This window comes from Streptomyces sp. HUAS MS02 (assembly GCF_055702265.1).
In genome coordinates, this window is sequence record NZ_CM146747.1 from 7,121,494 (window position 1) to 7,143,615 (window position 22,122).

General features: G+C 71.3%; 14 protein-coding genes. 4 read left to right on the top strand and 10 right to left on the bottom strand.

The window, feature by feature from the left end:
- From pulA to ACZ9QC_RS30635, 3 genes are all read left to right on the top strand, one after another.
- A complete protein-coding gene (gene pulA, locus ACZ9QC_RS30625) occupies positions 1–5,427 on the top strand; it encodes a pullulanase-type alpha-1,6-glucosidase (RefSeq protein WP_472916070.1) in 5,427 nt (1,808 codons plus the stop codon).
- Positions 5,428–5,512: 85 nt separating this feature from the next.
- Complete coding sequence (locus ACZ9QC_RS30630) at positions 5,513–7,120, top strand: SpoIIE family protein phosphatase (RefSeq protein ID WP_472916071.1); 1,608 nt, start codon at positions 5,513–5,515, stop codon at positions 7,118–7,120.
- Positions 7,121–7,125: 5 nt separating this feature from the next.
- Positions 7,126–7,482: a 5-carboxymethyl-2-hydroxymuconate Delta-isomerase gene (locus ACZ9QC_RS30635; RefSeq protein ID WP_472916072.1), complete on the top strand. Its 357-nt coding sequence runs from the start codon at positions 7,126–7,128 to the stop codon at positions 7,480–7,482.
- 50 nt (positions 7,483–7,532) lie between these two features.
- On the opposite strand, the gene ACZ9QC_RS30640 is transcribed toward ACZ9QC_RS30635, so the two are convergent.
- The 3 genes from ACZ9QC_RS30640 to ACZ9QC_RS30650 all read right to left on the bottom strand — a co-directional run bounded on the left by ACZ9QC_RS30640 (position 7,533) and on the right by ACZ9QC_RS30650 (position 13,714).
- Positions 7,533–8,225, bottom strand: a complete 693-nt coding sequence (locus tag ACZ9QC_RS30640; protein WP_472916073.1) for a TetR/AcrR family transcriptional regulator — start codon at positions 8,223–8,225, stop codon at positions 7,533–7,535.
- Between the two features lie 97 nt (positions 8,226–8,322).
- Entirely contained in the window at positions 8,323–10,281 is a 1,959-nt protein-coding gene (locus tag ACZ9QC_RS30645) for a hypothetical protein (protein WP_472921856.1), read from the bottom strand.
- A gap of 304 nt (positions 10,282–10,585) precedes the next feature.
- Positions 10,586–13,714: an alpha-N-acetylglucosaminidase gene (locus tag ACZ9QC_RS30650; protein WP_472916074.1), complete on the bottom strand. Its 3,129-nt coding sequence runs from the start codon at positions 13,712–13,714 to the stop codon at positions 10,586–10,588.
- 115 nt (positions 13,715–13,829) lie between these two features.
- On the opposite strand from ACZ9QC_RS30650, the gene ACZ9QC_RS30655 reads away from it, so the two are divergent.
- Complete coding sequence (locus tag ACZ9QC_RS30655; protein ID WP_472916075.1) at positions 13,830–14,282, top strand: hypothetical protein; 453 nt, start codon at positions 13,830–13,832, stop codon at positions 14,280–14,282.
- 137 nt (positions 14,283–14,419) lie between these two features.
- Here ACZ9QC_RS30655 and ACZ9QC_RS30660 read toward each other — a convergent pair whose 3' ends face one another.
- The 7 genes from ACZ9QC_RS30660 to ACZ9QC_RS30690 all read right to left on the bottom strand — a co-directional run bounded on the left by ACZ9QC_RS30660 (position 14,420) and on the right by ACZ9QC_RS30690 (position 22,100).
- Entirely contained in the window at positions 14,420–15,991 is a 1,572-nt protein-coding gene (locus ACZ9QC_RS30660; RefSeq protein ID WP_472916076.1) for a DUF1996 domain-containing protein, read from the bottom strand.
- 301 nt (positions 15,992–16,292) lie between these two features.
- Positions 16,293–17,315 (bottom strand): NAD-dependent epimerase/dehydratase family protein, encoded by a 1,023-nt coding sequence (locus ACZ9QC_RS30665; protein ID WP_472916077.1) that lies wholly within the window; start codon positions 17,313–17,315, stop codon positions 16,293–16,295.
- 118 nt (positions 17,316–17,433) lie between these two features.
- The gene (locus ACZ9QC_RS30670; protein WP_472916078.1) at positions 17,434–18,066 is read right to left on the bottom strand and encodes a winged helix-turn-helix domain-containing protein; all 633 of its coding nucleotides are present in this window, start codon (positions 18,064–18,066) and stop codon (positions 17,434–17,436) included.
- A 334-nt stretch (positions 18,067–18,400) separates the two neighbouring features.
- Positions 18,401–19,360 (bottom strand): DUF6891 domain-containing protein, encoded by a 960-nt coding sequence (locus tag ACZ9QC_RS30675; protein ID WP_472921857.1) that lies wholly within the window; start codon positions 19,358–19,360, stop codon positions 18,401–18,403.
- Positions 19,361–19,515: 155 nt separating this feature from the next.
- Positions 19,516–20,547: a glutamine synthetase gene (glnII, locus tag ACZ9QC_RS30680; RefSeq protein WP_472916079.1), complete on the bottom strand. Its 1,032-nt coding sequence runs from the start codon at positions 20,545–20,547 to the stop codon at positions 19,516–19,518.
- A gap of 335 nt (positions 20,548–20,882) precedes the next feature.
- Positions 20,883–21,581: an RlpA-like double-psi beta-barrel domain-containing protein gene (locus ACZ9QC_RS30685; RefSeq protein ID WP_472916080.1), complete on the bottom strand. Its 699-nt coding sequence runs from the start codon at positions 21,579–21,581 to the stop codon at positions 20,883–20,885.
- 159 nt (positions 21,582–21,740) lie between these two features.
- Positions 21,741–22,100 carry an arsenate reductase family protein gene (locus tag ACZ9QC_RS30690; protein WP_472916081.1) on the bottom strand — a complete coding sequence of 120 codons (360 nt, stop codon included), beginning with the start codon at positions 22,098–22,100 and terminating at the stop codon, positions 21,741–21,743.
- Positions 22,101–22,122: the final 22 nt, after the last annotated feature.

The window sequence follows — 22,122 nt, forward strand, 5'->3', positions numbered from 1 at the left end:
GTGATACCGAGATGGCCGACGCCGTCGAGGCGCCGCACCGCCCACGCCGGACGGACCGCCGTGGTCGGCGCGGTCACCGTGACCGCGCTGACCGCGGCGCTCGTCCAGCCCCTGGCCGCCGGGGCCGCCACACCGCCCGCACCGCCGTCCGACGCGAAGCTGGCGAAGAGCGCCGCACGTCACGACCTCACCCGCGAGCAGTTCTACTTCGTCCTGCCGGATCGTTTCGCCAATGGGGACAGGGCGAACGACAAGGGCGGGCTGACCGGTTCGCGCCTCGCCACCGGTTACGACCCCACCGACAAGGGCTTCTACCAGGGCGGTGACCTCAAGGGCCTGACCAGGAAGCTCGACTACATCAAGGGCCTCGGCACCACCGCCATCTGGATGGCCCCGATCTTCAAGAACCAGCCCGTGCAGGGGACGGGGGCCGACGCCTCCGCCGGCTACCACGGTTACTGGATCACGGACTTCACCCAGGTCGACCCGCACTTCGGCACCAACAAGGACCTTGAGACCCTGATCTCCAAGGCCCACGCCAAGGGCATGAAGGTCTTCTTCGACGTCATCACCAACCACACCGCCGACGTCGTCGACTACGACGAGAAGTCCTACGACTACCTCTCCAAGGGCGCCTTCCCCTACCTGACCAAGGACGGGAAGCCCTTCGACGACGCCGACTACGCGGACGGCAGGAAGAACTTCCCGTCCGTCGACCGGGACTCCTTCCCCCGGACCCCCGTCGTCCCGGCCGCCGAGAAGAACGCCAAGGTCCCCTCCTGGCTGAACGACCCGACGATGTACCACAACCGGGGCGACTCCACCTGGGCCGGAGAGTCCGCCACCTACGGCGACTTCGTCGGGCTGGACGACCTGTGGACCGAGCGCCCCGAGGTCGTCTCCGGGATGGAGAAGATCTACGAGAAGTGGGTCAGGGACTTCGACATCGACGGCTTCCGGATCGACACCGTGAAGCACGTGAACATGGAGTTCTGGACGCAGTGGGCCACCGCCCTCGACGCGTACGCCGCGAAGAAGGGCCGCGACGACTTCTTCATGTTCGGCGAGGTGTACTCCGCCGACACCGCCGTGACCTCCCCGTACGTCACCCAGGGGCGCCTCGACTCCACGCTCGACTTCCCCTTCCAGGACGCGGCACGGTCGTACGCCTCCCAGGGCGGCAGCGCGAAGAGGCTGGCCTCGGTCTTCGGCGACGACTATCGGTACACGACCGACAAGGCCAACGCCTACGAGCAGGTCACCTTCCTCGGCAACCATGACATGGGCCGCATCGGGACCTTCCTCAAGCAGGACGACCCCAAGGCGTCCGACGCCGAACTGCTCGCCAAGGACAGGCTCGCCAACGAGCTGATGTTCCTCAGCCGGGGCAACCCCGTCGTCTACTACGGCGACGAGCAGGGCTTCACCGGCGCGGGCGGCGACAAGGACGCCCGCCAGACGATGTTCGCCTCGAAGACCGCCGACTACCTGGACGACGACCTGCTCGGCACGGACCGTACGCACGCCAAGGACGCGTACGACACCAGCGCGCCGCTGTACAAGCAGATCAGCGACCTCGCGAGACTCCGAAGAGCCCACCCGGCCCTCGCCGACGGCGTGCAGACCGAGCGCTACGCCGCCGACGGGGCGGGCGTCTACGCCTTCTCGCGGACGGACGCCCGGACGGGCATCGAGTACGTCGTCGCCTTCAACAACGCGGACGACGCCGAGAAGGCCACCTTCGCCACCGGCTCCGCCCGGATGACCTTCAAGGGCGTCCACGGCACCGACGGCAAGGTGACGAGCGCCGCGGACAAGAAGGTCACCGTCACCGTCCCGGCCCGCTCGGCGATCGTCCTCAAGGCCGTCGGCGCCCTCGCGAAGCCCGCAACCAAGCCGTCCCTGACCCTCAAGGCCCCGGCGGCCGGTGCCACCGGCACGGTCGAGATCGGTGCGGATGTGGACGGCGGACAGCTCAACCGGGTCGTCTTCGCCGCGCAGGTCGGCAACGGCAAGTGGAAGACGCTGGGCTCCGCCGACCACGCCCCCTACAAGGTCACCCAGACCATCGGCGAGGACGTTCCGCCCGGTACCGCATTGCGGTACAAAGCAGTGGTGATCGACCGGACCGGCCGTACCGCGAGCGCCACCGCGACCTCCACCACGGGCACCCCGCCCGCCCCCGAGGTCCCCACCGCCTCCTCGCGCGACTACGCGATCGTCCACTACAAGCGCGCCGACGGCGACTACACCGACTGGCGGCTGTACGCCTGGGGCGACATCGCCGAGGGCGAGGGGACCACCTGGCCCGAGGGCCACGACTTCGTCGGGCGGGACGCGTACGGCGCCTTCGCGTACGTCAGACTCAAGCCCGGTGCCACCACCGTCAACTACCTCGTCATCGACAAGGACGGCACCAAGGACGTCTCGGCCGACCGCTCGATCGACGTGACGAGGACCGGCGAGATCTGGGTCGAGCAGGGCAAGGAGGCCGTGCGGACCGAGAAGCCGGCCGGCGACTACCCCGAGCAGGACAAGACCAAGGCCGTCCTCCACTACCACCGCGCCGACGGGAACTACGACGGCTGGGGCCTGCACGTCTGGTCCGGCGCCGCGAACCCCACGGACTGGGCCAAGCCCCTGGAGCCGGTGCGGACCGACGCCTACGGCGCCGTCTTCGAGGTGCCCCTCACCGACGGTGCCACCAGCCTCAGTTACATCATCCACAAGGGCGACGAGAAGGACCTCCCCACCGACCAGGCACTCGACCTGCGGACCAATGGACACGAGGTGTGGCTGCTGAACGGGCAGGAGAAGTACCTGCTCCCGCAGCCGGCCGGTTCCGCCGCCGCCCTCGACCTCACCACCTCCAAGGCGGTCTGGATCGACCGGAACACCCTCGCCTGGAACGGCAACGACACCGCCGCCTCCACCCAGCTGCTGTACTCGCGCACCGGCTCGATCACGGCGAAGGACGGCGCCCTCACCAGCACCGACGAGCGTTGGCTGCGGCTGAACAGGTCGACCCTCACCGACGCCCAGAAGGCGAAGTTCCCGCACCTGAAGGCGTACACCGCGTGGACCGTCGACCCGCGCGACCGCGACCGGGTCCGTGCGGCCCTGCGCGGCCAGCTGGTCGCCTCCCAGCGCGCGGCCAACGGCGCCGTGCTCGCGGCGACGGGCGTCCAGATCGCCGGCGTGCTCGACGACCTCTACGACGGATCGGCCGCCGACCTCGGCCCGACATTCCGCAAGGGCCGGCCGACGCTCGCCGTCTGGGCGCCCACGGCACAGTCGGTGAAACTCGAACTCGACGGGCGGACGGTTCCCATGAAGCGGGACGACGCCACCGGCGTCTGGTCCGTCACGGGTGAGAAGTCCTGGAAGAACAAGCCCTACCGGTACGTCGTGAAGGTGTGGGCGCCCAGCGTCCGGGGGCTCGTCACCAACAAGGTCACCGACCCGTACTCCGTCGCCCTGACCGCCGACTCCGAGCGCAGCCTCGTCGTCGACCTGGCGGACAGGTCCCTGGCACCGAGCGGCTGGTCGTCGTACACCAAGCCCAGGGCCGTACCGCTGAAGGACGCGCAGATCCAGGAACTGCACGTGCGGGACTTCTCGATCGGCGACGGCACCGTGCCCGCGAAGGACAAGGGCACCTACCTCGCCTTCACCGACAAGGGCAGCGCCGGCTCCCGGCACCTGCGGGAACTGGCGAAGGCCGGGACGTCGTACGTGCATCTGCTGCCCGTCGCCGACATCGCCACCATCCCCGAGAGGAAGGCCGACCAGGCGACCGTCGACTGCGACCTCGGCTCCTACGCCGCCGACTCCGACAAGCAGCAGGAGTGCGTGGCGAAGGCCGCGGCCAAGGACGCGTTCAACTGGGGCTACGACCCGTACCACTACACCGTCCCGGAGGGCTCCTACGCCACCGACCCGGACGGGACACGGCGCACGGTCGAGTTCCGGAAGATGGTGCGGGCCCTCAACGACGACGGCCTCGGGGTCGTGCTGGACGTCGTCTACAACCACACCCCGGCCAGCGGCCAGGCCGACAAGAGCGTCCTCGACAAGGTGGTCCCGGGCTACTACCACCGGCTCCTCGCCGACGGTTCGGTCGCCACCTCCACCTGCTGCGCCAACACCGCGCCCGAGAACACCATGATGGGCAAGCTGGTCGTCGACTCCATGGTCACCTGGGCCAAGGAGTACAAGGTCGACGGGTTCCGCTTCGACCTGATGGGTCACCACCCGAAGGCCAACATCCTGGCGGTGCGCAAGGCCCTCGACGCGCTCACGATCGAGAAGGACGGCGTCGACGGGAAGCGGATCATCCTCTACGGCGAGGGCTGGAACTTCGGCGAGGTCGCCGACGACGCCCGCTTCGTCCAGGCCACCCAGAAGAACATGGCGGGGACGGGCATCGCCACCTTCTCCGACCGGGCCCGTGACGCCGTGCGCGGCGGCGGCCCCTTCGACGAGGACCCGGGCGTCCAGGGCTTCGCGTCCGGTCTGCACACCGAGCCCAACTCCTCGGAGGACAACGGCACCCCGGCCGAGCAGAAGGCCCGGCTGCTGCACTACCAGGACCTCATCAAGGTCGGCCTGAGCGGCAACCTCGCGAACTACCGGTTCACCGACACCGACGGCAAGGAGGTCAAGGGCTCCGAGGTCGACTACAACGGGGCCCCCGCCGGATACGCGGACGCCCCCGGCGACGCCCTCGCCTACGTCGACGCGCACGACAACGAGTCGCTGTTCGACGCGCTCGCCTTCAAGCTGCCGGCCTCGACGAACGCCGCCGACCGGGCTCGCATGCAGGTCCTCGCGATGGCGACGGCCGTCCTCTCGCAGGGCCCGGCGCTCTCCCAGGCGGGCACCGACCTGCTGCGGTCCAAGTCCCTGGACCGCAACTCCTACGACAGCGGCGACTGGTTCAACGCCGTCCACTGGGACTGCCGGGACGGCAACGGCTTCGGCCGGGGCCTGCCCCTCGCGGCCGACAACCAGTCCAAGTGGCCCTACGCCAAGCCCCTGTTGACCACGGTGAAGGTCGGCTGCGAGCAGATCGAGGGCGCCTCGGCCGCCTACCGCGACCTGCTGAGGATCCGTACGACGGAGGACGTCTTCTCCCTCGACACGACCGGACAGGTCCAGTCGAAGCTGTCGTTCCCGCTGTCGGGGAAGGACGAGACCCCGGGCGTGATCACCATGGAACTCGGTGACCTCGTCGTCGTCTTCAACGCCACCCCCGAGGAGCGCAAGCAGACCGTGGACGACCTGGCCGGGACGGCGTACGCGCTGCACCAGGTTCAGGCTTCGGGCGCGGACCCTACCGTCCGCACCGCGTCGTACGAAGCGGAATCGGGGACCTTCGTCGTTCCGGGGCGGACCGTGGCGGTCTTCGCACGATCCGGCCGGTAGGGCGCTAGCTTGGGTGGTGCGGCCGGAGCGAGGATCCGGTCCGCACCATCCGAGCGCCGGCGACGACGAGAGCCTCATGAGCCTGATGGCCGACGAAGCAAGCACCACGGTCCTGGTGGTCGACGACGCCGCCGCCAGCCGGTACGCGATGGGCGCGGTGCTGCGCAGGGCCGGACACAGCGTCGTCCCCGTCGCCAGCGCCGGTGAGGCCCTCGCCGAACTCGACGTACGGCTCCGCTCGGGCGTCCTGCCGGACGTGGCCCTCGTCGACGTCGGCCTCCCCGACATGAGCGGGTTCGAACTCTGCCGCCGGCTCAAGGCACAGTCCCCGACGGCCGCCCTGCCCGTCGTCCACTTCTCCGCCGCGGCCGTCGCCCCCAGCGACCGCTGCCGGGGCCTGGACGCGGGCGGCGAGGCCTATCTGACGGTCCCCGCCGAACCGGAGGAGATCCAGGCGGTCGTCCGCGCCGCCGTCCGCGGCGCCCGGATGCGCACCGGCGCCGAGGCCCTCGTGCGACGGCTCACGCTGCTCTCCGAGACCATCGTCGACGTCCAGGCCGCCCGCACCCTGGAGGAGTTGGCCGGGGCCGCCGCCGAGGGAGCCGCCCGGCTCACCCGGTCGCCCGCCGCCGTGTTCGTGCTCGGCGAGGACGGCCACCTCTACAGCGGCACCTCCCGGGGCCGCGCCCGCACCACCCTCCCCGACGCCGGCGCGCACGACGCCGTGGCCCGGCTCATCCGCAGTGTCACCGACGGCGACCCCGGCCCGCACGACACGGTCGTCCCCGCGCCCCTGTGGCCCGCCGGCTTCTTCCGGCCCGGCGTCACCGAGGACGCCCGCCTCGTCCTCGCCCGCACCGCGAGCGGTACGCCCGTCTGTGTCGCCACACCCGTGCACGGCACCCGGGGCACGGCCTCCGACACCACGGGCCTGGTCGCCCGCCTCGCCCAGGCCACCGCGCTGGCCGCGCAGCCCCTGCTCATGTACCAGGTCGAGCGCCATGTCGCGCTCACCCTCCAGCACAGCTTCCTGCCCAAGCGGGTGCCCGAGTTCCCCGGCCTGGAAGTCGTCGTCCGGTACGTGCCGGCCTCCCGGCAGACCGAGATCGGCGGCGACTTCTACGCGGCCCTGTCCACCCCCGGCGGCCTCCTCACCGCCGTCGGCGACGTCGTCGGGCACTCCCTGGAGGCGGCCACCGTGATGGTGGAGATCCGGCACGCCCTGCGCGCCTACTGCGTGGAGCAGTCCGACCCGGCGGCGCTCGCCCACCGGCTGGACCGGATGCTCCAGCACTACCACCCCGACGTCACCGCCACCGTCTGTCTGGCCCTCGTCGAACCGGGCAGCGGGCGGGTGCGGGTCGCCAACGCGGGCCACATCCCGCCGTTGATCGTCCGCGACTCCGGCGAGGCCGCCTATGTGAAGGCCGCGGGTCCGCTGCTCGGGCTCGGCCTCGAACGGCCCGAGCCCACGGAGACGGTGCTGTGGCCGACGGACCGTCTGCTCATGGTCACGGACGGGCTCGTCGAGACCCGGGGCATCGACCTGTCGCTCTCCCTGGAGCAACTGCGGGCCGCCGCGGCGGACGCGCCGACCGGGACGGTCGCGCTGTGCGACACCCTGCTGCACTGCTTCGGCCGGGACCGGGAGGACGACATCGCGATGCTGGCGTTGCGGCTGCGGTTAGGGTGACCCTCATGCCGCAGATCACTGTTGACTACTCCGCCGTCCTGTCCGAGGGCTTCGACCGGCCCGCGTTCGCCAAGGCCCTCCACGACGAGGTCGTGCGGACCGCCGCCGCGAAGCCGGCGGCCTGCAAGACGCAGTTCCGGGCCACCGAGGACACGGTCGTCGGGCCCGACACCGACGGTCACGCGATCGTCCACGTCACGCTGGGGCTGCTCGCGGGCCGGACCGACGAGACCAAGGTGACGCTGACGGAGAACGTGCTGGAACTGCTGCGGGAGCACGTGAAGGTGGGGGAGGGGCTGGCGTTCCACGCGTCGGCGGAGGTACGGGACCTCGATCCGTCGTACCGGAAGTTCGAGGTCTAGCGCGGCGGCGTCCCGGTCGATCAGAGGTTCAGCCGAAGTCCCGCCGAGGATCAGCCGCGGGCCAGAGCCACCAGGCGGCCCGCGAGGTCACTGAACGGGCCGTCCGCCGGCTCGTCGGCGAGGATGTCGCGGAGCAGGTCCGCCATCTCCGCGTCCTGCGCCGCGCTCACGGCCGCCAGGGCCGCGAAGTCGTGGACGAGTTGGATCTCCAGCTCCTGTCTCGGGATGCGGCGGCCGTCCAGCCAGATGAGGGCCGTGGACTCGGCCAGCGAGATCCAGGACCGGATGACGAGTTCGAGCCGGGCCGGCGGGGCGTCGACGTCCAGATGCGAAAGGATCTGGACATAGGCGGCCTGCCGTACGCCGTCGACGAGAGCGTTGGTACGGGACGAGCCGACGGCCGGGCCACCCCGCATCAGGGCCGAGAACCCGGGGCCGTGTTCGTCGACGAAGTCGAAGAACCGGTGTGTGACACGGAGCAGCCGGGCGCCGAGCGGACCCTCCCGGGGCTCCACGAAACGGTTCGCGAGATCGTCGGAGGCACGCTTCAACGCGGCCTCGTACAGGCTGAGTTTGCCGGGGAAGTAGTGATAGACGAGCGGACGGGAGATACCCGCCGCCGAGGCTATCTCGTCGATGGAGACCTCGTCGGGCGAGCGCCGGCTGAACAGTTCGAGGGCGACCCCGATCAACTGCTGCCGCCGCTCCTCCACACCCATCCTGCGGCGCGCACCGGTTCGCATACGAACACCTTACCGATCGATTCCAGCCGGTCATCGGCTGGATAGCGTATAGGCGTTCGACCCATCCGGTCACCGGTCTGTCGCCGACCGGCCTCGGTCACCGGGCCCGGGCGGGCTGAAGGGTGCTGATCTCCCGGCCGTTCGCCAGCGTGCCCGTCAACTCCGCCCGCGCGCCCTCCTCGACAGGTACGGCGAGAAGGTTGCCCTGCGCCGATCCGCTCGCCTGGCCGCCCAGTTCGACGGAGACGGTGTCCTTGCTCCCGGCGGCCAGCAGATAGGAGACACCGGCGGCGGACTTCCACGGGCCGCCGGCGAGCACATGGGGGTCGGCCGGCCCGCAGGCGGGAACCTCGTCGGCGGCGGCCGTGACATACGCGCCGGCCGGGGTGACGAACTGCGTCATCGCCCGGGTGCCCGCTCCCCGCCAGGTCTCGGTGCGGGTGCACACCCAGTCGGCCGTGCCACTGCCGTCGGGCAACGGCTGGCGCGCGAACCGCCAGGCGTTCACGCTCCGCACCCCCTGCGACCGCACGGCGGCGAGGGAACAGGCGAAGGGCGCCCAGACCGCGGGAGCGGCGGACGCGTCATGGGCGGGCGCACGGGACGGCCGGCCGACGGTGAGATGCGCGGGAATCACCTCGGCCAGATCGCTCAGCAGCCGCGTACCGCCCTCGGCATCGGTCAGCTGGAGCACGTCCCACGACTCGCACGTCCCGGCACGCACCGCCGGACTCGCGAACGGAGCCGTCGTTCCGTCCTTCGCCAGCGCCAGCCTCCGCACCCCGCCGCCGTCCTTCGCCAGATCCCGTACGGCCGCCTCGCGCACCCAGGGCGCCGTCAGGTAGCGGACGTTGCCGTCGACCCGGCCCAGCACCAGGGCGCTCGCGCCGGCGCCGGTCGCCCCGTCCACCCGGGTCAGGTCCAGGGCCGCCATGCCCGGGTCGTCGAGGGGCTCCGCGTACCGGGCGATCCGCAGGCCGTCGTGGAGCAGGACGACCCGGAGGTTGTCGACCTCGCCCGCGTACAGCAGCTGCGGCGGGCCGGGCGGGGGACCGGCCTGCGTGCCGAGGGTGACCGCGACCTGCACGGACTCACCGGGCCGGGCCCACACGGCGAGCGCCCGCCGCAACAGGGCCTTGTCCTTGACGAGATCGCCGCGCGCGGGCCAGGTGGTGAAGTCGGTCCGCCCCGTCGCCCGCCACTCCGTGGCCGTCGCCGTCGTCAACCTGCCCGGATCCAGGGCCGCCTGGGCCGCCGGGTTGCGCGCGTACGGGGGTGCCGCCGCGCCGTCCGGGCCCCACCCGTCCCCGGGCAGGCCGAGGAGCGCCCCGCACACCGCCACGGCGGCCGTGGCGGCCAGCGCGGCCTTCGTGTGCTGGCGGCGGCGCACCAGATCGGTGGGGCGGGCGTGCAGCGAACACGGGTCGAACTCGGGGGAGAGGAGCAGCGCGTGCTGCCGCGCCGGCACCGCGTCGGCCTCCCGCAGCGCGGCCGCCGGATCACCGACCCCGGCCTCTTCCAGGAGCGTGCGGACCGCCGGGTCCGGGAGCCTCTCCAGGCCCCGCAGGACATAGGCGGCCCGGGCCGGTCCGGAGAGCACCGACAGCCGCTGGTCCAGGGCCAGTTCGTCGGCGCCGCCCGAGCGGGGGAAGAGCCGCAGCCCCCACACGCGCGGGAGCAGCGGCGGCAGCTGGGACCGCTTCGGCCACGCCCTGCGCCGCAGCGGGAGTCCGGCCTCCAGGGCGGTGCGGACCACCTGGAGCCGGACATAGGCGTACCCCGGGTTGCGCTCCCGCCCCGCCACGCTTGCCGTGCCCGTCGCCTGGGCCGGGATCAGGGAGGCCGACGCGCGCCCCCTCGGCAGCGCCCGCTGCGTCAGAGCGTGCGCCGTCAGCACACGACGGTTCCGGCCCAGGCTCGACGGCAACGTCAGATAGGCGAGCCGCACCAGCCGCGGATAGTGCTCGACGAGCGCGGCCTCCGCCTGCTCGACGTCCACGACCGACTCCTGAGCGCGGGAAGCTGCGGGGCGCGGGGCGACATCCTGTGACTGCACGTTCAACAGAACGAGCGAATGGTCCGATGGTCACCACACCGTTCCACTGGGGTGGGCCGGGGCGCCCAGGGGGTGGGGGGCGTGTTTCGTCGGCGGCTGCGGGTGAGTGGGGCTTCTCGCGCAGTTCCCCGCGCCCCTAAAGGATTCAGGCCCTGCGGGCCTGAAAAGCGTGGGGCGCAGCCCCCGCTTTTCAGGGGCGCGGGGAACTGCGCGACCAGCCCCCACCGGACGGAAGGCCTGGGGGTCAAAGGGGCGCAGCCCCTTGCGAGGATGGGACGGGTAGGGGCGGCGGGGGCGGAAAAGGTCAGGTGACCGACCACCCACTGAACTCGACCAACCCCCGACCCCCGCTCCCCCCATTCGTCGCACTCATGAAGATCCCCACATCCTGCCCCCCAGCCACCGCCCCCGGCACCCCCACCGACGCCACCACCCGCCAGCTCCCCCCGTCATCGACCGAACACTCCCCCGTGTACGCCCCCACCCCCGTCCGCCGCAACCGCAACAACACTGGCGCCCTCACCCCCGTGATCCGCCGATACGTGTCGAGCGTCCCGTCCCCCGTACTGTCGTACGACAGCACCACCCCGTTGGCCGGCGTGACCGCCAGGTTCAGAAACCCCGCCGCCCCCGCCGTACCGAGGCTGTTGCGCACCACGATCCCCGCCCGCGCCCAGTTCCCGGTCACCGCCTGGGAGTCGACCCGGACCGTGACGGACGTACCGTCGCGCAAGGCCCCCGCCCGGTAGACCGTGCCGAACTCCGTCGTCCCCCGCCACAGGTCCGCCCCACCCCCGTCGATCCCGAACCGACTCCCCAACTGCCCGAAGACGGCACCGTTGTTGGTGTACGTCCGCCACCCGGCGGCCAGCGCCCCGGCCTCGAAGAGCGTCCCGTCGAAGCGCCCCGCGACCCGCTTCTCGCCGCGCGGCCCGTACTTCGCCGTGACCGTGTAGGGCAGCGGCCGCAACGGCCGGTCGAGCGGCACGTCCGGCGCGTCCGCACGCCAGCGCACCGTCCCCGAGCCCGCCGCCGCGACGCTCGCCAACGATGTCGGACCCTCCGGCTCGGCCGTCCCGGCGAAGCCGCCGAGGGCGAAGTCCACCCGCCCGGTCGCCCGCAGCCCGTTGACGTTGCGCAGGACCGCCGACAGCCGCGCGCTCCCGCCCGGCGGCAGCACCGGCGGCGCGGCCGTGACGGTCAACGACCCCTGGTACGGCGCCCGCGCCAGCACGTCCCGCACCCGCACCGCCGCCCGGTACGCGTCCCCCACCGGCCGCGCCGGATAGTCCTTCCGCTCCCGCGTCCACGGCTCCTCGAACGCGAACCAGTCCACGGCCGCCGGAGCGGTCCCCGTGGCGAGCGCGTCCTCCAGCGAGTCCAGCCACTTCTGCCAGCGCGGCACATAGAAGTCGGCCATGAGACCGTTCCACTCCCGGTTGCCGTACTCGTGCAGATTCCCCGTGTCGGACGTGGCCCGCCCGCCCCACACCGTGATCAGCACCTTCGCCGTCCGCTCGAACTCCGCCCGCTCGGCGTCGTTCGTGGCCATCGCCCGCGCGTCGTTCACCCACGGACCCAGCAGGAACGCCGTGTTCGTCCCCGTCACCTCGTCCGACAGCCGCATCAGCCGCAGCCAGAGCGTGGACAGCGCGCGGAAGGTCGCGAGGTCGCCCCGCCGGTAGGCCGCCCGCAGCTGCGGCAGGTACTGGCGGCCGCGGTGCGCGAGCGCCTGCCGGGCCACGTCCACCACGTCGTACCGGTACGCCGGGTTGCGGCGCAGCCCGTCCGCCACGCCCAGCAGCCCGGCGAGGGCCGCGTCGAAGTGGCCCGGGTCGTACGTCAGGGTCCTCGGCGCGTACTCGGCGGCCCGGTCCGCGGCCAGGTCGGGGCGGGCGCAGAACAGGGAATCGTGCGGGTCGCTGCGCTCCACGGCCCGCTGCTGGTAGGCGGTGTCGTGCAACGCCCGCCACGCCCTGCGGGCGCTCGCGTCGCGGCCGCCGTAGCGGAAGTCGGCGTAACGGGAGAACCAGGCCGCCCGGTCGATCTTCTTCGGCGTCCAGGCCAGTTCGGAGAAGAGTTCGAAGGCCGCGGGGTCTCGGTCGGTGGCCTCCGGCATGAACGCCGTACCCACGAGCGCGCTGCCCGCCTTGTCCCGCCAGGCGAAGAACTTGTCGTTCCACAGGTGGGCGCGGGCCCCGATGGTCGTACGGCCGCCGAAGTTGGGGATCGTGCCGAAGCAGTACGGGGTGCCGCCCCAGTCGCGTTCGCGGTTCGTGACGCTGGTGTAGCGGTCGGAGACGCCGTCCACGATCAGCATCTTCGACCGGTCGATGGCGTCCAGCAGTTCGGGCAGCGGGTTCTCCTGCCAGCCGAGGATCACCCAGGTGGCGCCGGGGTGGGCCTTCTGGAGGGCCTTCTCCACGCCCTGCGCGGCGTCCGGCACCGGCACGTCGCCGGCCGTGCCGCCCTCGTGCAGGAGGTCCATCTTGAAGTGGGACGCCTCCCCGTACACGTCCTCCAGGTGCCCGTAGAAGGAGGCGGCGACCCGCGCGAAGGCGTCCGTGCGCGGGTCGAGCCAGTCGGGGCGTTCGAAGCCGTGCCAGATGCCCTGCGGGACGACGTGCGCGTCACCGCCGTTGCGTGCCACGAACTCCTTGGGCACGTGCCCGTAGTAGCCGGGCAGCACCGGCGACATGCCCAGTTCGCGCAGCCGGTCGGTGATCCGCCGGCCGAGGGCCGCCCGGCGGGCGATCAGTTCGGGGGAGAGGGGGCCGCCGTAGCCGGAGAGGTTCTGCAACAGCCACCAGGGCTGGTGCGAGGGCGCGGGCAGCCAGGCCCGGGACTCCTCGTCGGAGTAGCCGAAGTCCTTCAGCAGCCGGTGGTAGACGGCCTCCATCCCCGCGATGACCAGCACCTCGTTGCAGCCGTGCGCCGCCAGCAGATCGATCTGGTGCTCCCAGTACGACCAGTCCGCGTACGGGGCGGTGTAGCCGTCGTTGGTGTCGTTGAGCGCGAAGCGGTGGGGGAGCGCGGTGGATCTCTCCAGGGGGCGGGCGGGCGCCGGGAGGCGCTTGGGAAGGCCGAGCTGGCTGCCGTTCCAGGCGAGGTGCGCCCCGCAGACGTACTTGAGGTACCAGTGGACGCCCATGAGCAGCGTGGCGGGCGTCGTGGCCCGGACCCGGATGCTCCCGGTGGTGCCCGTGACCCGGAAGCGGTCGACGGTGCCGCTGCGGTCGAGCAGACTGAGCCGGAACTGTCCGGCGTGGCCGGGCAGCAGCCGATTGAGCGCGGAGCGCGCGGGAGCCGTATCGAAGGCGGGGCCCTCGCCGGGGCTCTCTGCGGCGTGGGCCGGGGCCGACCACTGCAGGTGGGTTCCGAGGCCGATGACACCGGCCGAGCCCAGCACCGTGCGTCGCGACGGACTGTTCATGTCTGTGTGCCCCCTGTGTCGACAGTGGCGGCACGCTAACGGGGCGACCGTCCGTGAACAACGGTGCGCACGGAGCTGGCGAGTTCACGTCGCCGGAATGGACGCGGAGGTACGGATGAGTTTGACGAGGAAGAGGCTTGCGGGCAGCGCGGCCGGCACGGTCGCCGCTCTGCTGCTGCTGACCGGCTGCGGCTCGGGCGACGACACCGAGGCCGCGGTGCCGAAGACGGCGACCGGGACGCTGGAGCACATCGCGGGCGAGGTGGGCTGCAAGCCGGACATGCAGACGGATGCGGACACCATCCGGCAGGCGCTCTGCACGAACAAGGACGGCGACTTCGACGGCAAGTTCGTCCTCGCGACCTTCGCCACCGACCGGGGCCAGGCGGAATGGCTCGCCGGCGCCAAGGACTACGGCGGCTACTACCTCGTCGGCCGCAAGTGGGTCGCCATCGGTGAGAAGAAGACGGTGGGCGGGCTGCAGAGCACGCTCGGCGGGGAGGTGCAGGAGGGATCCGAGCACATGAACCCCGGCGGCAGCCACAACAGCGGCGGCCACAACGGCTGAGCACGACGGCCGGAGCGGCTGGGCACGGCGGTCGGGGTGCCGGGCACGACGGCCGACCACGAGGGAAGACGAAAGCCGGCGGTGGGAGATCCCACCGCCGGCTTCCTCGTCACTGCGCGGGCGCTACCGCCTGGGTACTACTGGCAGTCCTGACCGCTGTTGATGCAGTCGACCATCTGGTTCATCGTGTTCTGGTCGAAGAAGTTGATGAAGTCGTTGTGGTCGGTGATGGCCTTGTGCAGCTGGTCCGGGAAGGAGTCGATCGCGTACGCGTTCTGCAGCTGCCCGTTCTGGATGGACGGGGCCGGGATGTCGTAGACCAGGCGGACCTGGAGCTGCGGGATGGCCTGGAAGCCGTTGGAGCAGCTGCCGTCCTGCTCGACGAAGTCGACGTGCGTGCGGTGGTTGGCGCTGTCGATGTTCTGGCCGTCCCAGCAGCTCTGGAAGAAGGACGTCCGGACCACGGAGCTGCCCTGCGGGCAGATCGGGTACTTGTCCGTCACCACACGATCCTCGAAGCCCGTGCAGCTCCAGTTCGTGTTGGCGTTGTTCAGACCGTTCACGAAGGACTTCGCGTCACCGGTGATGATGCGCAGCGCGGTCGGCATCGCGACGACGTTGCCCCGCTTGTTGCCGACGAACTTCAGCTCGGCCTGGCTCGGCTCGACGATCTTGCCGACGTTGCCGTCCTGGCCACCGCCGGGCGCGTTGGCGTCGACGTCGTTCGTGCCGTCCTGCAGACGGATGACCGGCCAGAAGTACGAGGACTTGTCGCCCTGGTTCTGGCAGGTGGTCTGCGCGTTGGCCAGGTCCTGGTCGCTCGCGAAGGCGTTGTTGCTCTGGTTGCCGACGTAGTCGTGCTGGTGCTGGGCACCGTTGCTGACACCGGGGGCCACGATCACGTTGTCCGAGTTGCGGAGCTCGTTCTCGTTGGTGCCGCAGCTCGTGGTGAAGCTACCCGTCGAACCGCCGTCGCCGTTGGCCGCGAGGCCGTTGCCGCCCACGCCCTTCGGGCCGCCGTTCGGCTGGACCTGGTTGATGTCGATGAAGTCGCCCGCGACCGGACCGTTGCCGCCCTGGCCGTTGCCACCCTGGTTCTGGCCGTCGCCGCCCTGGTTCTGACCGTCACCCTGGTTCTGGCCGTTGCCGCCCTGGTTCTGACCGTCGCCCTGGTTCTGGCCCTGGCCGTCGTTGTTGCCGCCCTGGCCCTGGCCCTGGCCGCCACCCGCGTTGGTCTGGTTCGGGTCGGCGACGCCCTTGCAGCCGGCGAGCTGGTCCATGCCCTGCGGAACCTGCCCGCCCGCGTTCCGGATGTTGATGCCGATCCGGTCGAGGGTGGCCACTCGCTTGGACTTGAGCGGGTTGATGATGGCGTTGTTGACGAAGCCGGCGTCTCCCGCCTGGGCCTGGCGCGTGTCAGCGAGACGCTTGTAGGCCTCGGTGATCTGCTGGTCCAGCAGCGCCAGCTCCTTGGCGACGCCCTTGCGCGCCCTCTTGGGCACGTTCGTCAGTTGCTGACCGACGTCCGGGCAGTCGATCGTGGCCACCTGCGCGGAGGCCAGCGTGCTGTTCTGCCTGGACTTCGACTCGCCCGCTGAGGCGTAGAAGTTCGCCCAGACCAGGCCGCCGCCCGCGACCGCGAGTGCCGCGGAAGCGGCGATGGCCCGAACGGCCAGCGGCGAACGTCGTTTGCGTGTGTTGCGTCCCATGGAACTCCTCTGACTTCCTTGCGGGGCATCGAGGCGCCCGACAGGAGTGAAGCGGCTCCATCAGATACGCGGTGCGTCCCAGGAGTGTTCAGGCGACTCAGAAATTGCTGCGAGATTCGTGGGACAAACTGGTTTCAACACCCCACGGAACACCGGGAGTTGCCGCCCGTCTACGCCGGGTGCCCGGTGGAGGCCCCGGGCGGGGTCCGTGAAGGGCTCGTTTCGGCGGCCCTGGCCAAGATGCGCGAGAACCGCCGCCCGCGAGCCGATTGCCCGTTCCGCCGCCGAACCGCACCCGCTCCTAGAGCCCCAGCACCTTCGCCTCCACGGCGGGGTCCAGACCCACCGGAGGCCGGTCGGGCCGGTGCGGTGCGACGCCACCGAGCCCCGTCAGCCACTCCCAGGTGTCCCGCACGGTCTCCGTCACGTCCCGGCAGCGCAGCCCGTCCCGCACGGCCCGTGACACGTCCGCCCGGTGCAGCGCGTCGTGCAGGTCGCTCCCCTCGGGCACCCACACCGGCAGCCCCGTCCACGGCGCTATCCCGGCGTCGAGAATCAACTCCGGTGCTGTCCAACGGAGTTCGGCAGTTCCACCGGTCGCCCGTACGCAGGCGTCGAGCAGGGCGCCCATGCTGGCCTCCCCCGGGGGACCGGCCAGGTTGTAGGGGCCGCTCAGCCCCTGCTCCGCCGCGCCGAGCATCCAGTCGGCGAGGTCGCGGACGTCGACGTACTGCAGGGGGAGGTCCCGGGGACCGGGCGCCAGGACCGGGCCGCCCCGGGCGACCCGGTTGAGCCACCAGGGCAACCGGCCGATGTTCTCGTACGGCCCCAGGATCAGCCCGCAGCGCACCAGGAGCGAGCGGTCGGCGCCGAACGCCTCGACCGCGGCGAGCTCGCCGCCCCGCTTGTCGCGGGCGTAGTCCGTCTGCCCGGCGTCGGCCGACGCGCCCTCCACCACGGGCGCCCCCTCGTCGTAGCCGGCGGCCGGGGGCCAGGCGTACACCGAGCAACTCGACACGTACACATACCGCTCGGCCACACCGGCCAGCAGCCGCGCGGTGTCCCGGACGGCTCGCGGCGCCGCCGGCCATGTGTCGACGACGACATCCCACCCGCCCCCGCCGGAACCGGAACCGGCGGTGGAGGCCTCGACGAGCGCCGCGAGCCCGTCCGGCGCGGTGCGGTCGCCCAGCAACGACCGCACCCCGGCCGGAGGTGCGTGCCGTCCCCGGTGGAAGACGGTCACCTCCCAGCCGCGGGCCAGCGCCGACTCCACGACGGCGCGGCCCACGAACTCCGTACCACCCAGCATCAGAAGTCTCATACCGCCGACTCTGCCCGCAGGGTGGCCACCACGGCACGTAAATCTGCTCTCAGAAGATCCGCTCTCAGAAGATCCGCGCGCAGGAGACCCACCGGGGCCCCGAGGCGTGGATCCGCCGTCAACGGCCCAGCGGTGGCGTGTACTTGTATCCGACCCGCCGGACCGTCTGGATCGCCTGACGGAACTCCGCGCCGAGCTTGCGGCGCAGCCGGGCGATGTGGACGTCGACGGTCCGCCCGTCGCCCACATGCCCGTAGCCCCACACCGTGGTGACCAACTGGTCCCGGGTGTGCACCCGGTTGGGGTGCGCGACCAGATGGGCGAGGAGTTCGAACTCCAGGTAGGTGAGGTCCAACGGCCGCCCGTCGACCCGAGCGGTGCGCTGTGCGGTGTCGACGTGGATCAGCTCGTCCCCGACCTCGACGGAAGCGGAAGCGGAGGCGGAGGGGGAGGCGGAGGGGGTGTCGTCCGCGACGGCGAACGGCAGTACCGGCGGCTGCCGGTCGGCCGGCACCAGCACCAGGTAGCCGACCATCGGCGGCCGGCCCGGCAGCGTGGGCAGGGTGTGCTGGGGCGCGGGCAGCCAGGTGGCGCCCGGGGGCAGGAAGTCGGTGATGTCCACGACCTCGTCCCGGCCCACGGCACGCAACCGGTGGCGTGGCGCGGGCCCGGGGGAGGGGACGGCCACGGGGGCGGAGCCCGACGCGGCGGTCAGCGGGGTGGCGGTCGACAGAGAACGGGTGTTCGCCATGAGAGGTCAGCTCTTTCGCGCGAGAAGTTCGTCCGGGAGACCTCGGCGACCGAGTTCGTGGTCGGGGACCCGCCGAGGGACGTACGTCGTTCCGCGCCGACCGAAGGCCGGGGTGTACGGCTTTAGAGGGCCGGCGCGTTCATCGCGCGGCAACACACCCGGTCGAAGTCGTGGTGCTGACGGGAAGGCCAGAAGGGCTCTAGGTCATGGCGACCCGTCGCACGTCGGTTCTGGAAGCTGGCCACGCCCCCATTGAAGCAGACACACGCCCGTCGCAGGAGCCTCCTCTCACGGCTTGGACGCTTCTTGAACATGTCGGGAGTGTGGCGTGACCTCAGCCGACCAGGCGTTTGCGCCAGTCCAGGGGGCTGACGGTGATGGCCGTGCCGGGATCGCCGTCCCACTGTACGGACAGCCCCTGCGCCGCGAGGGCCGCGACGACCTTCCGCCCGACCGCCGCCGTGGTCTCGGCGGAGCCGTCGAACCCGCCGTAGAGCAGCATCAGTCCGTGTCCGGCGGCGGCGCCCTCGGTGCACTGGGAGTGGAAGAACACGAACCCGCGCGCCTCCGGCGGGCCTTCGGCGCCTATCTCGGTCGTACCGCAGGCGCGGCAGCACGTGAAGTTCTCCCGGGCGATGATGCCGTGCGTCCCCTGGAGCGCCTCGAAGGCGAGGGTGAGCCGCTCGGGGTCGGTGACGCCGTCCCAGGTGTCCTGCTCGGCGAGCCGCTCCACCCAGAGCCGGTCGACGAGCTGCCGGGCCTGCGCGCGTGACACGGGCCTGCTGTCACCGTCGACCAGATACTCCTCGGCGGCCTCGGTGAGCTGTGCCCGGTTGTCGTAGCCGCAGCGCAGCAACTCCCGTACCCGCTCCTCGACCTGCTCCCGCACCTCGTCGTCGAGCTCCGGCACCTCCTCGGGGGCGTCGTGCTCGACGGCGGTCCACTCGATGCCGCTGTCCCAGCCCTCCGCCCGCCGGGCCCAGCCGGTCATGGCGTCCGCGACCCGCTCCGGGTCGGTGAGGACGGTCCCGAAGAAGCGGTCGCGACCCTCGCGGTGCTCCAGCTGGTACTCGCCGGTGGTCCCGTCGTCGGCCCGCTGGTGCCAGACCTGGACGAAGACGTCCGGCACGTCCGGTATCCGCTGCACGACCAGGAAACGGTCGCCCTGGTCGCCGATCCGGCGCACCAGCTCACGCAGCCGCTCCGCCGTGATCCGGGAGTACTTCTCCCAGTTCTCCGTCTCCACCTTGACGGCCAGCCGGTCCGTCTCCACCCTGACGGCCAGCCGGTCCATGTCCTCGGCGGCCGGCCGGTCCTTGTCGATGGGCTCGCGCGTACGAGCCGGGTCGCCCCCGTCGATCTTCATGCCCCCACGATCGCACGCTCCACCGACAACGCCGGAGGGCGCCCACCGTGACGGCGGGCGCCCTCCGGGAGCAGCGGGGTGGATCAGACCTGGCCGGCCTTGTCGAGCGCGGTGCAGCAGGTGTCGACGATCAGGCGCGTCACGACGTACGGGTCGACGTTGGCGTTCGGACGGCGGTCCTCGATGTAGCCCTTGCCGTCCTTCTCGACCTGCCACGGGATACGGACCGAGGCACCACGGTTGGAGACGCCGTAGGAGTACTCGTTCCACGGGGCGGTCTCGTGCAGACCGGTCAGACGGTCGTCGATGCCGGCGCCGTAGTTCTTGACGTGGTCGAGCGGCTTCGAGCCCTCGCCCAGCGACTCGCACGCGGTGATGATCGCGTCGTAGCCCTCGCGCATCGCCTTCGTGGAGAAGTTGGTGTGCGCACCGGCGCCGTTCCAGTCACCCTTGGCCGGCTTGGGGTCGAGGGTGGCCGCGACGTCGAAGTCCTCGGCGGTGCGGTAGAGCAGCCAACGGGCCACCCACAGCTGGTCGGCGACGTCCAGCGGCGCCAGCGGACCGACCTGGAACTCCCACTGGCCGGGCATGACCTCGGCGTTGATGCCGGAGATGCCGAGACCGGCGGCCAGGCAGTTCTCCAGGTGGGCCTCGACGATGTCACGGCCGAAGATCTCGTCGGCGCCGACACCGCAGTAGTAGCCGCCCTGGGGGGCCGGGAAGCCGCCCTTGGGGAAGCCGAGCGGGGTGCCGTCCTGGAAGAACGTGTACTCCTGCTCGATGCCGAAGATCGGCTCCTGCGCGGTGAACTTCTCGGCGACCTCACGCAGCGCGGCACGGGTGTTGGACTCGTGCGGCGTCATGTCGATGTTGAGGACCTCGCAGAGCACGAGGACGTCGTCGCCGCCGCGGATCGGGTCCGGGCAGGTGAAGACCGGCTGGAGCACACGGTCCGAGGAGTGCCCCTCGGCCTGGTTGGTGGAGGACCCGTCGAAGCCCCAGATCGGCAGCGCGTCCAGACCGGCGGGCTCACCCGCGATGATCTTGGTCTTGGAGCGGAGCTTGGCCGTCGGCTCGGTGCCGTCGATCCAGATGTACTCAGCCTTGAAGGTCACGGGACACATCCTTCGGGGTGGGTCACTAGGCGCATGTGCGGGTGCTGCGGCGCTGCGGCACTGAAACGCCGCGCTGATGCCGGGCAGCCTGTCAACCTGCGATTTCCCGATCATTGCTCGAATGTGAACCCCGTGTTACCTGGTGACTCTGTGGCACGATTCACGCCGCGGTGTGCCCGGCCGGCCCGGACCCGGCAGGTCCCGGTGGACGCGCTTTCGAATGCGCGCGGGAGGCCGGGCACCGCTGTGCGCGGTGCCCGGCCTCCCCGGACGGCGATCGCCTGCCCTTCACCTCACCGTAACGAGCGGGTCCGCCCCGCCGGTCCGGTCCCGGGTCACCCCACCTTCTCGATCAGCGCGCGGCGGATCAGGAACTTGCCGGGTTCCCGCACCTGTTCGAAGGCGGCGTTGTTCAACAGGACACAACTGCCGGAGACCGAGGTGACCTCCACGGTGGTGGACTTGTTGTTGTCCAGGTTGGTCACCCGCAGCTTCGTCCCCGCCGGAAACTCGTTGCTGGACGCGGCCGGGGCGCCGCCCTCGCCGGAGAGGGTGACGGTGGAGCCGTTGCAGACCTGCTCGCCGGCCCCGGCGTTCCCCGTGTCCCCGGCGTCCGCGCCGCCCGCACCGCCGGCGTTGCCCGCGGCCTCGTCGCCCTGGGGGTCCTGAGCCGACCCCCCGGTCTCCGTGGCCGGCGCGGACGGCTGTGCGGGCTGCGCGGCCTGGGAGCCCTGAGCCGACTCCCCGACGACGCAGTCCGACGCGCCCTGCTGGACCTTGATCTGGGCGATGACCGCCTCGCGGTTGGCGATCCGGGCCGCCGACTGGGCGTCGGGGTTCGCCTTCTGGTCCGCGATGAACCGCTCGTTGTTGCCGAGGGCGGTGGCCAGCCCCTGGCAGACACTGGAATCCGCCGCGGACTGCGCCGCGTTCGACGTGGCCGCCATGGCGAAGGCCCCGCCTCCCGCCACCGCCGCCGCGGTCACGAACAGCGCGACCTTCTTCCTCGTGCTGAGCGTTCTCCTACGCGACATGCGCGCCTCCTGTTCCCGGTGGACCCTTGTCGGGTCACCGGATCGGACGAGTACGCCGCTATGTACGAGATCCCGAACGAAGCTACTCAACGGTCACAGCGAACTCTCAAGTAACGCACGTCACACCGCGGTTGAGGCCCTTACTGCCGGAACCGCCCGCTACCTGGACAGGGCGTCGCGCACCGCCTCGTCCGTGCGGGCCACCACCGCGGTGCCGTCGTCGGCGGTGATGATCGGCCGCTGGATGAGCTTGGGGTGCTCGGCGAGCGCCTTGACCCACCGGTCGCGCGTCTCGGCGTCCCGGGCCCACTCCTTGAGGCCGAGCTCCTTGGCGGCGGCCTCCTGGGTGCGGGTGATGTCCCACGGTTCGAGCCCGAGCCGGTCGAGCACGGCACGGATCTCGTCCTCGCTCGGGACGTCCTCCAGATAGCGGCGGACGGTGTAGTCGGCACCCTCGGCGTCGAGCAGGCTGATCGCGCCACGGCACTTGGAACAGGCCGGATTGATCCAGATCTCCATGCCGACCACCGTAGCCAACGGG

Bases quoted from the DNA above. Each gene is read 5' to 3' on its own strand.
- ACZ9QC_RS30630 (WP_472916071.1), top strand. From the start codon at position 5,513: ATGGCCGACGAAGCAAGCACCACGGTCCTGGTGGTCGACGACGCCGCC.
- ACZ9QC_RS30635 (WP_472916072.1), top strand. From the start codon at position 7,126: ATGCCGCAGATCACTGTTGACTACTCCGCCGTCCTGTCCGAGGGCTTC.
- ACZ9QC_RS30640 (WP_472916073.1), bottom strand. From the start codon at position 8,225: ATGCGAACCGGTGCGCGCCGCAGGATGGGTGTGGAGGAGCGGCGGCAG.
- ACZ9QC_RS30650 (WP_472916074.1), bottom strand. From the start codon at position 13,714: ATGAACAGTCCGTCGCGACGCACGGTGCTGGGCTCGGCCGGTGTCATC.
- ACZ9QC_RS30655 (WP_472916075.1), top strand. From the start codon at position 13,830: ATGAGTTTGACGAGGAAGAGGCTTGCGGGCAGCGCGGCCGGCACGGTC.
- ACZ9QC_RS30660 (WP_472916076.1), bottom strand. From the start codon at position 15,991: ATGGGACGCAACACACGCAAACGACGTTCGCCGCTGGCCGTTCGGGCC.
- ACZ9QC_RS30665 (WP_472916077.1), bottom strand. From the start codon at position 17,315: ATGAGACTTCTGATGCTGGGTGGTACGGAGTTCGTGGGCCGCGCCGTC.
- ACZ9QC_RS30670 (WP_472916078.1), bottom strand. From the start codon at position 18,066: ATGGCGAACACCCGTTCTCTGTCGACCGCCACCCCGCTGACCGCCGCG.
- ACZ9QC_RS30675 (WP_472921857.1), bottom strand. From the start codon at position 19,360: ATGGACCGGCTGGCCGTCAGGGTGGAGACGGACCGGCTGGCCGTCAAG.
- ACZ9QC_RS30685 (WP_472916080.1), bottom strand. From the start codon at position 21,581: ATGTCGCGTAGGAGAACGCTCAGCACGAGGAAGAAGGTCGCGCTGTTC.
- ACZ9QC_RS30690 (WP_472916081.1), bottom strand. From the start codon at position 22,100: ATGGAGATCTGGATCAATCCGGCCTGTTCCAAGTGCCGTGGCGCGATC.